This window comes from Streptomyces olivoverticillatus, assembly GCF_014203555.1.
GTDB lineage: Bacteria > Actinomycetota > Actinomycetes > Streptomycetales > Streptomycetaceae > Streptomyces > Streptomyces olivoverticillatus.
Map to the genome: position 1 here is coordinate 108,286 of NZ_JACHJH010000009.1, position 12,671 is coordinate 120,956.

Consider the following 12,671-nt stretch of genomic DNA (forward strand, 5'->3'; position numbering starts at 1 on the left):
TTGTCTAGACCATTGTGGCACGGGGTGCGCAGTGCTCCGGCGCGCGCCCGCGCGAGGGCCGTCCGGCCCCGCGCACGGGGACGGACGGTGCTCCTGGCTGTCGGTGCCCCGCCGTACGCTGGCCCCATGCAGACGCCGTCCGAGCATGCGTACCCGAGCCACTGGGAAGCCGATGTCGTGCTGCGCGACGGCGGCACCGCACAGATCCGTCCCATCACCCCCGACGACGCACAGCGCCTGGTCGACTTCTACGAACAGGTCTCGGACGAGTCCAAGTACTACCGCTTCTTCGCCCCCTACCCCCGGCTCTCCGACCGGGACGTGCACCGCTTCACCCACCACGACTACGTCGACCGCGTCGGCCTGGCCGCCACCGTCGGCGGCGAGTTCATCGCCACCGTCCGCTACGACCGCACCGACGGCGGCGGACACCCCGCCTCCCCGCCCGCGGGCGAGGCCGAGGTCGCCTTCCTCGTCCAGGACGCCCATCAGGGCCGCGGCGTCGCCTCCGCCCTGCTGGAGCACATCGCCGCTGTCGCCCGCGAGCGCTCGATCAGGCGCTTCGCCGCCGAGGTGCTGCCCGCCAACAGCAAGATGATCAAGGTGTTCACGGATGCGGGCTACACCCAGAAGCGCAGCTTCGAGGACGGCGTCGTCCGCCTGGAATTCGACCTCGAACCCACCGACAAGTCCCTCGCCGTCCAGCGCGCCCGCGAGCGGCACGCCGAGGCCCGCTCCGTCCAGCGCCTCCTCGCCCCCGGCTCCGTCGCCGTCATCGGCACCGGCCGCGAGCCCGGCGGTGTGGGCCGCACGGTCCTGCGCAATGTGCTCGCGGGCGGCTTCACCGGCCGTACGTACGCCGTCAACCGGGCCTTTCCCGAAGGGCTTTCCCGGCTAGAGCCCGAGGGCGTGCCCGCCCACCGCTCCGTCCGCGAGATCGCGGACCCGGTCGACCTCGCCGTCATCGCCGTGCCCGCCGAGCACGTGCCGCAAGCCGTCGACGACTGCGGCGAGCACGGTGTCCAGGGGCTCGTGGTCCTCTCCGCCGGATATGCCGAGAGCGGCCCGGCCGGCCGGGGCCGCCAGCGCGAGCTGGTCCGCCGAGCCCGCTCGTACGGCATGCGGGTCATCGGGCCCAACGCCTTCGGCCTGGTGAACACCGCCGAAGCCGTCCGGCTCAACGCCTCGCTCTCGCCCGAGCTGCCAGCCCCCGGCCGGGTCGGCCTGTTCAGCCAGTCCGGCGCGATCGGCATCGCCCTCCTCGGCGGGCTGCACCGGCGCGCCGCCGGGCTCGTCGGCGTCTCCACCTTCGTCTCCGCCGGAAACCGCGCCGACGTCTCGGGCAACGACTTCCTCCAGTACTGGCACGACGACCCGGACACCGACGTCGCCCTGATGTACCTGGAGTCCATCGGCAATCCCCGGAAGTTCGCCCGCCTCGCCCGGCGCACCTCTGCCCGCAAGCCGCTCGTCGTCGTCAAGGGCGCCCGGCACGGCGCCGCCGCCCCCGCCGGGCACGCCGTGCGCAGCACCCGCCTGCCCGACGCCACCGTCTCCGACCTGCTCCGGCAGGCGGGCGTCATCCGCGTGGACACCGTCACCGAACTGGCCGACACCGGGCTGCTGCTGGCCGCCCAGCCGCTCCCCGAGGGCCCCCGCGTGGCCATCCTCGGCAATTCCGAGTCCCTGGCCCTGCTCACCTACGACGCCTGTCTCACCGACGGCCTGCGGCCGCTGCTGCCCCGCGACCTGACCACCGCCGCCACCCCGGCCGACTTCCGCGCCGCCCTCGCCGAGGCCCTCGCCGACCGGGCCTGCGACGCCGTCGTCGTCACCGCCATTCCCTGGGTCGGCGACGCCTCGGCCGCCGAGCTGGCGGGCGCGCTGCGGGAAGCGGTCGCCCAGGCCCCGGCCGCCAAGCCCGTGGCCGTCGTCCACCTGGAGATCCCGGGCCTCGCCGAGGCGCTGGCCGCCCCGCCCACCCCGCCGCCCGCCGACGGCGAGCCCGCCCCCGCCGTCCGGATACCGGCCTACCCCGCCGCCGAGCGGGCCGTGGGCGCCCTCGCCGAGGCCGTGCGCTACGCGCGCTGGCGGCGCCAGGCCGCCGAGCCCGGCCGGGTCCCCGAGTACGAGGACATCGACGAGGCGGGCGCCACCGCCGACATCGAGGTGCTGCTCAAGGCGCACGGCGCGAAGGGCCCCCGCGCCGTCACCCTCTCCGCCGCCGACACCCAGCGCCTCCTCGCCCGCTACGGCATCGCCGTGCTGCCCGCGCTGCCCGCCCCCGACCCGGACAGCGCCGTCGGCGCCGCCCGCCGCCTCGGCTTCCCCGTGGCCCTCAAGCCCACCGCCCCGCACCTGCGGCACCGGGCCGACCTCGGCGGCGTCCGCCTCGACCTCGGCAGCGAGACGGAACTGCGCAGGGCGTACGCCGAGTTGACCGAGCTGCTCGGCAAGCCGGAGGAGATCCGCCTGGTCGTGCAGTCGATGGCCCCCCGCGGCGTCGACACGGTCGTACGGGCCGCCATCGACCCGGCGGCCGGCGCCGTGCTCTCCTTCGGGCTGGCCGGGGCGCCCTCGCTGCTGCTCGGCGACACCGCACACCGCCTGGTGCCGGCCACCGACCGCGACGCCGCCGAGCTGATCCGCTCGGTGCGCACCGCCCCGCTCCTCTTCGGCTGGCGAGGCTCCGCCCCCGTCGACACCCCGGCCTTGGAGGAGCTGCTGCTCCGGGTCTCCCGCCTGGTCGACGATCACCCGGAGGTCGTCGGCGCCGACCTGGAGCCGGTGATCGTCGCGCCGCAGGGGGTGCACATCCTGGGCTCCTCTGTGCGCCTGGCGCCCCGCCCGGCCCGCACCGACCTCGGTCCGCGCAGCCTGCCGTCGTATTAGAGGGTGCCCGCGGCGGGCCGCGAACCACCGGCCGGACGTGACGCGGAGCACCCACGGCGGCGGGAACCACCGGGCAGGCCCCGGCAGCGGGGCCCTGTACGCCCCGTAGGATGGGCGTATGGCGAAGACCGGTACGACGACCCAGGGGCTGCGCGCGGCCATCGAGCGCAGCGGCTACTACCCGGCCCTCGTGGCCGAGGCGGTTGAGGCCGCCGTGGGCGGGGAGCCGGTCGTGTCGTACCTGGTGCACCAGGAGACGACGTTCGACTCCAACGAGGTCCGCCGCCATGTGACCGTGCTCGTCCTCACCGGCACCCGCTTCATCGTCAGCCACACCGACGAGCAGGCGGCCGACGGCACCTCGCCGTCCCCCTACGCCACGACCTCGACCGAGTCGGTCAAGCTCGACCGGATCTCCTCCGTCGTGCTCAGCCGCGTCGTCGCCAACCCCGAGTCCTACACCCCGGGCACCCTGCCCCGCGAGGTCGTCCTCACCATCGGCTGGGGCGCGGTCTCCCGGATCGACCTGGAGCCCGCCGCCTGCGGCGACCCCAACTGCGACGCCGACCACGGCTACACCGGCTCCTCCACCGCCGACGACCTCAGCCTGCGGGTGAGCGAGGCCGGTGACGGCCCGGACACCGTCCGCCAGACCCTGGCCTTCGCCCAGGCCCTCTCCGAAGCGACCGTGGCGACCTCCCGCTGATGTCACATCCGACGATGGCGGGCACGGCCTGGCACGACCCCAACCCGCTGGACCCCCGGTCCGCACCGCTGCCGCGCTACGGCACCGGCTCGCTCGCCGATCTGCTGCCCTCCGTCGCGGCGGGCCTGGGCGTGCCCGGACTCTCCTCCGGCCTGGAGCTCGCGCCCGCCGACCGGGTCTGCGTGTTCCTGATCGACGGCCTGGGCTGGGAGCTGCTGCGGGCGCACCCCGACGAAGCGCCGTTCCTGCACTCGCTGATGGCGACCTCGATGAACGGCACCGGCTCGCCCATGACCGCCGGTTTCCCGTCCACCACCGCGACCTCCCTCGCCTCGGTCGGCACGGGCCTGCCGCCGGGGGCGCACGGCCTGGCCGGCTACACCGTCGCCGATCCGGCCACCGGGCAGCTGATGAACCAGCTGCGCTGGCGCCCGTGGACCGACCCGCACGTCTGGCAGCCCTACCCGACCGTCTTCCAGCTCGCGGACGCCGCCGGGGTGGCCACCTGCCAGGTCTCCGCGCCGGACTTCGAGCACACCCCGCTGACGAAGATCGCGCTCAGCGGCGGCACCTTCCACGGCCGCCTCTCCGGAGAGGAGCGGATGGACTTCGCCGCCCAGCGGCTGGGCGCCGCCGACCGCTCGCTCGTCTACACCTACTACAGCGAGGTGGACGGCAAGGGCCACCGCTTCGGCGTCGACTCCGAGGAGTGGCGCGGCCAGTTGATGTACGTCGACCTGCTGGCCCGGCGGCTGGCCGAGCAGCTGCCGCCGCGCTCAGCGCTGTACGTCACCGCCGACCACGGCATGATCGACATCCCGTTCGACCCGGAGTCGAGGATCGACTTCGACGAGGACTGGGAGCTGCGGGCCGGAGTGGCGCTGCTCGGCGGCGAGGCCCGCGCCCGGCACGTCTACGCGGTGCCCGGCGCCGCCGCCGACGTCCTGGCCGTGTGGCGCGAGGTGCTCGGCGAGCAGATGTGGGTCGCGGGGCGGGACGAGGCGATCGAGGCAGGCTGGTTCGGTCCGCCCGGACAGGGCGTAGACGACAGGGTGTACGCGCGGATCGGCGATGTGGTCGCCGCCGCCCGTGACGACATCGCCGTCGTCGCGACCGAGACCGAGCCCAACGAGTCGAAGATGGTCGGACTGCACGGTTCGATGACGCCCGTCGAACAGCTGGTGCCCCTCCTCGAAGTACGCTCCTGAAGCGAAGGCCGCCCCAGCGCCGCCGCGCACCGGGCGGCCGCCCCCGCACGACCCCTCACCGATGTACCGACCTATGAAAGGCATTGGCCTTCCCATGCCCGAGCTGGTGTTCTTCTCCGGAACCATGGACTGTGGTAAGAGCACCCTCGCTCTGCAGATCGAGCACAACCGCTCGACCCGCGGCCTGCAGGGCATGATCTTCACGCGCAACGACCGCGCGGGGGAAGGGAAGCTGTCCTCACGGCTCGGCCTGGTCACCGACTCCGTCGAGGCGGGGGAGGGGTTCGACTTCTACGCGCACCTGGTCGCGCACCTCTCGGCGGGCCGCCGCGCCGACTACGTCATTTGCGACGAGGCCCAGTTCCTCGCCCCGGAGCAGATCGATCAGCTGGCCCGGATCGTGGACGACCTCGAACTCGACGTCTTCGCCTTCGGCATCACCACCGACTTCCGCACCAAGCTCTTCCCCGGCTCGCAGCGCCTGGTCGAACTCGCCGACCGCATCGAGGTCCTCCAGGTGGAGGCGCTGTGCTGGTGCGGGGCGCGTGCCACGCACAACGCCCGTACGATCGGCGGACAAATGGTCGTCGAGGGTGCGCAGGTCGTGGTCGGCGACGTCAACCAGCCGGAATCGGCGGTCGGTTACGAGGTGCTGTGCCGTCGCCATCACCGTCGGCGGCTGACCGCGGCCGCCGCGCACGCCGCCGCGCTCTCGCCCGACGTGCTTCCGGTGGATCCCGAGGAATCCTCCGCCGGTATCAGCGTGCCGACCGCCGCAGTGTGAAGAGCGCGCCCTCGGGGTCGGCGACCGTGACGATCCGTCCGGCCGCCGTGTCCTCCGGGGCGCCCACCACCCGTCCGCCCAGGGCGGCGACGCGCTTGGCGGCGGCGTCCGCGTCCGCGACTTCGAAGTGCGTCATCCAGTGCGGGTGCCGCAGTCTCGTGCCCACGCCGCGGACGGCTGCGACGGGACGGCCGTCCAGGTGCAGCATCAGGCTGTCGGTGTCCACCTCGTCCATCGGCTTCATCTCGTATTCGAACAGCGCGCGGTAGAACTTCACCACCACGGACGCGTCGTGCGTCACCAGTTCGTGCCAGACCGGGGTGCCGGGCACGCCCGTCAGCTGGGGGCCCATCAGTTTCTGGCCCTGCCAGACACCGAACGGGGCGCCCGCCGGATCAGCGGCCAGCACCAGCCGCCCCGCGTCCTCGGCCGCGAGCGGGCCCACCCCGACAGTGCCGCCGGAGCAGCGGATCCACTCCGCCGACGCGTCCGCGTCGTCGCTGGCGAGATACGTCGTCCAGGAGTTCGACAGCTTCCGGTCCGGCGGCAGCTCGCCCAGCCCGGCGACGTCGTGACCCTCGATCGTGGCGCGGACGTAGGGGCCCAGTTGACGCGGGCCGGGGCTGTAGTACGACCAGCCGAACAACTCCCCGTAGAACTCCTGGGTCGCCTCCAGGTCGTGCACCAGGAGACTGGTCCAGCAAGGAGTGCCCGGTGTCTGCCGCCGGGTCTCCTCCTCACCGCTCGCCCGGACGCCGTCCGGGCGGTGCCCGCGGGAGGATCCCCATACCTCGGTCATCGTCAGTCTCTCCTCGGCAAACCATGGTCGTGGCCGCGCGTCCCGCTCCGGTTGCGCGCGGGGTGGTACGGGACGGTGCCCGACCCAGATGCTTGCACCACCGGTCGTGACACGCCCCCCGGCCGCGCCGGATTTCACGGGTTCCCGCAGGAGAATGCCCGGATTCGCGGTGCGCTTCCGATTCCGCGCCGATCGGCGTCCAGTATCGATCAGCCGCGCATCGTCTGGCCAGGGGGCCATTCGGCGCAATGTCATCTACGTCAGGATGGGGGCATGGATGACACCATCAGCAAACCTGCCGTCAACCCGACCATCAGCGCGACCGAATGGGCGCACGAGTCCGCCGTCGAACGGCCGCCTGTCCTCCTGGACGTCCGCTACCAGCCCGGGGGGCCGGCGGGGCTTCCGGAGTACGAGGCGGGGCACCTGCCCGGCGCCGTCTTTGTCGACATGGAGACGGCGTTCGCCGGTCCCGCCGGGTTGACGGGGCGTCACCCGCTGCCGGATCTCGCGGTGTTCGGCGCGGCCATGCGCGGTGCGGGCGTCCGTTCGGACCACCCGGTCGTCGTCTACGACGGCGGGCTGGGGTGGGCGGCCGCCCGTGCCTGGTGGATGCTGCGCTGGGCCGGGCACCGGGACGTCCGGGTGCTCGACGGGGGCCTCGCCGCGTGGACGGCGCAGGGCGGTGCGGTGACCACGGACGTTCCGGCCGTGCCGACGGGCGACTTCGTGCCCGAGCCGGGGGCGCTGCCGCTCCTGGACGCGGACGGCGCGGCGGCGCTGGCGCGCCGCGGCCTGCTGTTCGACGCGCGGGCGGGGGAGCGGTACCGGGGCGAGGTGGAGCCGCTCGACGCGGTCGCCGGGCACATCCCCGGCGCGGTCTCGGCTCCCACGATGGAGAACGTGACGGCCGACGGCAGCTTCCTTCCGGCGGCCGACCTGGCGGCCCGCTTCGCCGCACTGGGTGCGGCGGAGGCGACGGAAGTGGGCGTCTACTGCGGCTCCGGCGTCTCGGGCGCACACGAGGTGCTGGCTCTGGCGGTGGCGGGCATCCCGGCGGCGCTGTACGTGGGTTCGTGGAGCGAATGGTCGTCCGACCCGAACCGCCCGGTGGCGACGGGCCCGCAGCCGGGCTGACCGAGGAGGCGCGGCGCGTCCCCCGCGGCCGCTACCGGCTGCGGGAGCGCCGCCAGGACAGCGCAACGCCCCCGAGAGCGGGACGGCCGTGCCGGGCCGTCGCCCTCGGGGGCGCAGAGCGCGCTCACGCTACTCCTGCTTCTTGCGGCGCGTGCCGAAGACGATCTCGTCCCAGCTGGGGACGGCTGCCCGGCGGCCGGGGCGGACGCCGTCCGCTTCGGCCTGGCGGTCGGTCGTTCCGGTCAGGCGGTCGCGGTGGCCCGCCACCGAGCGCGGCATCAGGACGTCCGCATAGGCGGAACCGGCGCTCGCCGCCGTGGCCGGCGGCTCCACCGCCTCCGCTTCATCCTCCGGTGCGTCGGAGACCGCGGCGGCCGGGGGCGCGGACGGCGGCTCCGGTACGACCATGTCGCCCCGGAAGCTGGGCACCGCCTCCAGCAGGCTCGTCAGGGAGTCGCGCTCCTTGCCGGGCTCCTCGGCCGGGGCGTCGCCGGAGGTGGCCTCCGGCTCTGCGGGCGCGGGGGACGTCTGACGGTCGCGGTCGAGGGAACGGTCCAGCGGCCGGTCCCTCGGCAGCCGCGCGATCCGCGGCACGAACGGGAAGCTCGGCTCGGGCGTGTCGTCGGTCTCGCCGATGAGGGCCCGCGCCTCGTCGTCCAGTGCCTGTACGATCCGGCGCGGCGGGTCGTACGTCCAGCTGGCGGCGCGCGGCTCACCGGCGGCGCGGTAGACCAGCAGGACCTCCCACGTGCCGTCGTCGCGGCGCCAGGAGTCCCACTGGGCGCTGTCCTTGTCGGCTCCGCGCAGGACCAGCCGCTCCGCGACGGTTTCGCCGAGCTGGGGGCCGGTGTTCTCGCCGGGCCGGCGGACGGGCGTCTTGCGGGCCCGCTCCGCCATGAAGGCGCGCTCGGCCAGCACGGGGCCCTCGAAGCGCCGCACCCGCTCCACGGGGATTCCTGCGAGCTGTGCGACCTCTTCCGCCGAGGCGCCCGCCCGGATTCTGGCCTGGATGTCGCGCGGACGGAGGTGGCTCTCCACCTCGATCTCGATCTGGCCGAGACGCGCACGGTCATTGCGCACGGCGGCACGCAGCCGCTCGTCGATGGGAAGCGTGTACTCCGTGCTGTCCGCAGCCTTGAGCACCAGACGTGTGCCGTCGTTGGAGACTGCCACGACACGCAGTTCGGGCATGGGGACCTCCCGGGTGGTGCCTGCCGACGTCACCTGCGTCGCTGCTTCCGCTAGTCGAGTGTGGCCTGCCGGGGTAGCAGCCTGCCACAACATTGCCGAGTTGACGGGGCGAGAGCCACCCGGGCCCTTCCCGTTGGGTCCGGGCAGCCGGATGGGATACCGGGCCAGGGCTCGCCACAGTACTCCATTTGGGCCACTGGGCGTGGATCGGCGCGCCAGGGAAGTTCACCTGCGACAAGGGAGTTGGAACGCGCCCCTTGGGGCGGGCGTCCCGGCTGTGGGTGGCGAGGTTCACACAATCGCCTGTTTCGGAACTGTTCGTTAGTCTCGAATGTCTCTTCTGGCTACAAGAGGGACTGAAAGGACCAACAGAGGCAGGAGATGGACGACAAAGCCGAAAGCGAGGCAAAGTCCAAGGGCAAGCGCCTGGAGCTGAGCATCGCGCAGGTGGCCGGCAGTGCACTGGCGGCGGTGATCGCCGCGCTGCTCGCGGGCAAACTCGGTGTATACGGCACGGTCATCGGCGCCGGTGTCGTCAGCGTGGTGGCCACCACCGGCGGCACCGTTTTCCAGCACTTGTTCAGGCGCACGGGCGAGCAGCTGCGCGAGGCGACCGTCACCTCGGAGCCCAGGCTGCGCCGGGTTCCGGTGCGCGACGCGGGCCGGGCCGTGCAGCGCGCCGCGCGCTCCGAGGACCCGACCACGGCGCTGCCGGCGGCGGACGACGACCGCACGCAGCTGATGCCTCAGGCATTTCACCCGGATGGCCGCATCGCGTCGCCCGAGGCGCACGCCGGGGCGTACACCGGCGCACACCGGAACGCGCACCTCGACGGCGAGGGCGACGGCGGCTCCGGCGACGCCGGCTTCGCCGAGGAGTACACGCGGGGCACGACGCACGGCACACGGCTGCGCGGCTGGAAGCGCCCGCTGCTGGCGGCCGGCGCGGTGTTCGTCCTGGCGATGGGCACGGTGACCGCGGTCGAGCTGGTCTCCGGCTCCAGCGTGGACGGCAGCAACGGCACGACGGTCAGCCGTCTCCTCCAGCCGGAGAAGCAGGAGAAGAAGCAGGACCCGGAGCCCGAGCGGCAGCCAGGGCCGGGCCACTCGCAGGACGGCAGCCAGGGCACCGGCGAGGGCGGCACGTCCCCGTCGCCCGGAGCCTCCCCCGACGGCAGCGGCGGTACGGGCAAGCAGTCGCCGGGTCCGTCGGCCTCCCCCTCCGGCGGCGGCACCAAGCCCTCGCCGAACCCCTCGACCGGCCCGACCCAGACGCCCGGCACCGGCAAGGGCGGCGACGACAAGGGCGGTGCCGCCGGCGGCACGGGCACCGGCAGCCAGAGCCCCCAGCCGCCGCAGGGGCAGAACGCGGCGGCCGGGACCGGCACGGGCCCCAGCGCGGGCACCGTCTCCTGACGCTGGGCGGCCTCGGTCAGGCGTCGAGCACCCGGTGCAGGTAGTCGTTGCCGAAGACGCGGTGCGGGTCCAGCCGGTCCCGCACCGCCGTGAATTCCGTGAAGCGCGGATAGACGCCCGCCAGGTACGCCGCGTCGCGGCTGTGCAGCTTCCCCCAGTGCGGCCGCCCGCCGTGGGCCGTCATGATCTGCTCGGCCGCGGTGAAATACGCCCGATGCGGTGTGCCCCTGTACATGTGTACGGCGATGTAGGCGGTGTCCCGTCCGGAGGCCGTGGACAGCGGAATGTCGTCGGCCGGGGCCGTCCGCACCTCCACCGGGAAGCCGACCCGTAGCCGCTTGCGCTCGATCATCGCCCGCAGCTCGTGCAGCGCGGCCATGGCGGCCTCGCGCGGCAGCGCGTACTCCATCTCCAGGAAGCGGACCCGGCGCGGGCTGGTGAAGACCTTGTAGGGGATGTCGGTGTACGTACGGGCCGACAGGGCGCGGCTGGTGAGCCGGGCGACCGGGGGGACCGTGGCGGGCACGGCGCGGCCCAGGGCACAGACGGCGTGGAAGACGCCGTTGGACAGCAGTTCGTCGTCCACCCAGGCGCGGACCCGGCCGGGCGGTGCGGCGGGGCCCGCACTGCGGTTGTTGCGCTTGGTGGTGCAGCCGTCGGTGTGCGGGAACCAGTAGAACTCGAAGTGTTCGTTCTCGGCGGCCAGCTGATCGAATTCGCTCGTCACGCGTGTGTAGGGCATCGGTTCCTCGCGCGCCGTGAGCAGGAACTCCGGCTCCACCGCGAAGGTGATCGCGCTGATCACGCCGAGCGCCCCGAGCCCCAGCCGGGCCGCGGCGAAGACCTCCGGGTGCTCCCGCTCGGAGCAGGCGAGCACCGAGCCGTCGGCGGTGACCAGCTCCACCCCCGTGACCTGGGCCGCCAGGGCGGCCGAGGCCCGGCCCGTGCCGTGGGTGCCGGTGCTGACGGCCCCGGAGACCGTCTGTTCCATGATGTCGCCCATGTTGGTGAGCGACAGACCGTGCGCCGACAGCGTCCGGTTCAGCTCTCTGAGGGTCGTGCCCGCGGCGACCGTCACGGCTCCGGCGGCGCGGTCGATCGCGCGGACGCCGGTGAGCCGGTCGGGACGGATCAGCAGACCGTCCGTGGCGGCCGCGGCGGTGAACGAATGCCCGCTGCCGACCGCCTTCGCCTTCAGCCCGTCCGCGGCCGCCCGGGCCACCGCTTCGGCGAGCTCTTCCGTCGTGGCCGGAGCCACGGTGCGTACCGGCCGGACGGTGACGTTCCCCGCCCAGTTAGACCACGTGCTGCCCGTCTCCTTCAAGGGGTGCCCCCACCCGCTCAGGCGCCGGCTGCAACCGGCGGAACCCGAGGAACGCGCCGACGGCCGCGAGCATCCCCGCCGTGCCGGGCACCGCATACCCCGCGGGGGCGCCGAGGGCGTCCACCACCCAGCCGGCGGCCGACGACCCGAGCGCCACCCCGACCGCGAGCCCGGTGCTCGTCCAGGTCATGCCTTCGGTCAGCTTCGCGCGCGGTACGTGCTGCTCGACGAGGGCCATCGTGGTCACCATCGTCGGTGCGATGGACAGGCCCGCGACAAAGAGCGCCACGGCCAGGAACGGCAGGTTCCCGACCAGTTGGAGGGGGATCATACTCACGGCCATCGCACAGACGCCCACGACCCAGCGCCGGGCCGGATCGCCCTTGAGGTGCAGCAGTCCGAAGACCGCCCCCGCCAGGCAGGAGCCCAGCGCGTAGACCGCGAGCACCAGGCTGGCCGCCGCCTTGTGGCCCTGCTCCTCGGCGAAGGCCACCGTCACCACGTCGACCGAGCCGAACACCGCACCGGTGGCCACGAACGTCAGCACCAGCACCTGGAGCCCCGGCGAGCGCAGCGCCGAGCCGCCCGCGTGCTCCTCGCCCGGGTGCGGCGCGGGCTCGGTGGCCCGCTGCGCCGTCAGCCAGAACACCCCGACGGCCAGGAAGCAGCCGGCCAGCAGCGGCCCCGCCTCGGGGAACCACGCCGTGGACAGCCCGATCGACAGGATCGGGCCGACGATGAAGCACACCTCGTCGATCACCGACTCCGCCGAGTACGCGGTGTGCAGCTCGCGCGGCGACCCCTCGTAGATCGCCGCCCAACGGGCGCGCACCATCGACCCCACGCTCGGTACGCACCCGCCGCCCGCCGAGAAGACGAACAGCGTCCAGTCAGGCCACCGCTGCTGCGCCGCGACGAGCAGCCCCGCGACCGCCACCAGCGACACCAGGGTCGCCGGGCGCAGCACCCGGCGCTGCCCGTACCGGTCCACCAGGCGCGAGATCTGCGGGCCGAGCACCGCCGCGGAGAGCGCCAGCGTCGCGGAGAGGGCGCCGGCCAGTCCGTACCGCCCGGTCAGCTGGGAGACCATCGTGACGATGCCGATGCCCATCATCGACAGTGGCATACGGCCGAGAAAGCCCGCAGCGGAGAAGCCCTTGGCGCCGGGTGCGGCGAATATCGCGCGGTAAGGACTGGACAAGGACGGCTCCACC

General features: G+C 73.6%; 10 protein-coding genes. 6 read left to right on the top strand and 4 right to left on the bottom strand.

The genetic code is table 11. From position 1 onward, the window contains the following. The first annotated feature begins 126 nt into the window (after window positions 1-126). The 4 genes from FHS39_RS24125 to FHS39_RS24140 all read left to right on the top strand — a co-directional run bounded on the left by FHS39_RS24125 (window position 127) and on the right by FHS39_RS24140 (window position 5,590). Window positions 127-2,892 carry a bifunctional acetate--CoA ligase family protein/GNAT family N-acetyltransferase gene (locus tag FHS39_RS24125; protein WP_184351608.1) on the top strand — a complete coding sequence of 922 codons (2,766 nt, stop codon included), beginning with the start codon at window positions 127-129 and terminating at the stop codon, window positions 2,890-2,892. Between the two features lie 118 nt (window positions 2,893-3,010). Next, window positions 3,011-3,598 carry a DUF5998 family protein gene (locus FHS39_RS24130; protein WP_045932177.1) on the top strand — a complete coding sequence of 196 codons (588 nt, stop codon included), beginning with the start codon at window positions 3,011-3,013 and terminating at the stop codon, window positions 3,596-3,598. Between the two features lie 14 nt (window positions 3,599-3,612). Continuing rightward, window positions 3,613-4,806 (top strand): alkaline phosphatase family protein, encoded by a 1,194-nt coding sequence (locus FHS39_RS24135; protein ID WP_184351647.1) that lies wholly within the window; start codon window positions 3,613-3,615, stop codon window positions 4,804-4,806. Window positions 4,807-4,900: 94 nt separating this feature from the next. Continuing rightward, complete coding sequence (locus tag FHS39_RS24140; protein WP_184351609.1) at window positions 4,901-5,590, top strand: thymidine kinase; 690 nt, start codon at window positions 4,901-4,903, stop codon at window positions 5,588-5,590. Here the strand turns inward: FHS39_RS24140 and FHS39_RS24145 are convergent. Next, a complete protein-coding gene (locus FHS39_RS24145) occupies window positions 5,565-6,389 on the bottom strand; it encodes a VOC family protein (protein ID WP_184351610.1) in 825 nt (274 codons plus the stop codon). The genes FHS39_RS24140 and FHS39_RS24145 overlap by 26 nt on opposite strands. Before the next feature lie 273 nt (window positions 6,390-6,662). Here FHS39_RS24145 and FHS39_RS24150 point away from each other — a divergent pair, with 273 nt between their 5' ends. Beyond that, a complete protein-coding gene (locus FHS39_RS24150) occupies window positions 6,663-7,526 on the top strand; it encodes a sulfurtransferase (protein WP_184351611.1) in 864 nt (287 codons plus the stop codon). Window positions 7,527-7,655: 129 nt separating this feature from the next. Here the strand turns inward: FHS39_RS24150 and sepH are convergent, their stop codons facing one another. Further along, window positions 7,656-8,750 carry a septation protein SepH gene (gene sepH, locus FHS39_RS24155; protein WP_184351612.1) on the bottom strand — a complete coding sequence of 365 codons (1,095 nt, stop codon included), beginning with the start codon at window positions 8,748-8,750 and terminating at the stop codon, window positions 7,656-7,658. A gap of 348 nt (window positions 8,751-9,098) precedes the next feature. Here sepH and FHS39_RS24160 point away from each other — a divergent pair, with 348 nt between their 5' ends. Further along, window positions 9,099-10,133 carry a hypothetical protein gene (locus tag FHS39_RS24160; protein WP_184351613.1) on the top strand — a complete coding sequence of 345 codons (1,035 nt, stop codon included), beginning with the start codon at window positions 9,099-9,101 and terminating at the stop codon, window positions 10,131-10,133. 16 nt (window positions 10,134-10,149) lie between these two features. Here FHS39_RS24160 and FHS39_RS24165 read toward each other — a convergent pair whose 3' ends face one another. After that, the gene (locus FHS39_RS24165; protein ID WP_425507813.1) at window positions 10,150-11,457 is read right to left on the bottom strand and encodes a D-arabinono-1,4-lactone oxidase; all 1,308 of its coding nucleotides are present in this window, start codon (window positions 11,455-11,457) and stop codon (window positions 10,150-10,152) included. Continuing rightward, window positions 11,429-12,658: an MFS transporter gene (locus FHS39_RS24170; protein ID WP_184351614.1), complete on the bottom strand. Its 1,230-nt coding sequence runs from the start codon at window positions 12,656-12,658 to the stop codon at window positions 11,429-11,431. The genes FHS39_RS24165 and FHS39_RS24170 overlap by 29 nt, the downstream gene beginning before the upstream one ends. Window positions 12,659-12,671 lie beyond the last annotated feature (13 nt).

Coding starts and splice junctions, on each gene's coding strand:
- FHS39_RS24125 (WP_184351608.1), top strand. CDS start 127: ATGCAGACGCCGTCCGAGCATGCGTACCCGAGCCACTGGGAAGCCGAT.
- FHS39_RS24130 (WP_045932177.1), top strand. CDS start 3,011: ATGGCGAAGACCGGTACGACGACCCAGGGGCTGCGCGCGGCCATCGAG.
- FHS39_RS24135 (WP_184351647.1), top strand. CDS start 3,613: ATGGCGGGCACGGCCTGGCACGACCCCAACCCGCTGGACCCCCGGTCC.
- FHS39_RS24140 (WP_184351609.1), top strand. CDS start 4,901: ATGCCCGAGCTGGTGTTCTTCTCCGGAACCATGGACTGTGGTAAGAGC.
- FHS39_RS24145 (WP_184351610.1), bottom strand. CDS start 6,389: ATGACCGAGGTATGGGGATCCTCCCGCGGGCACCGCCCGGACGGCGTC.
- FHS39_RS24150 (WP_184351611.1), top strand. CDS start 6,663: ATGGATGACACCATCAGCAAACCTGCCGTCAACCCGACCATCAGCGCG.
- FHS39_RS24160 (WP_184351613.1), top strand. CDS start 9,099: ATGGACGACAAAGCCGAAAGCGAGGCAAAGTCCAAGGGCAAGCGCCTG.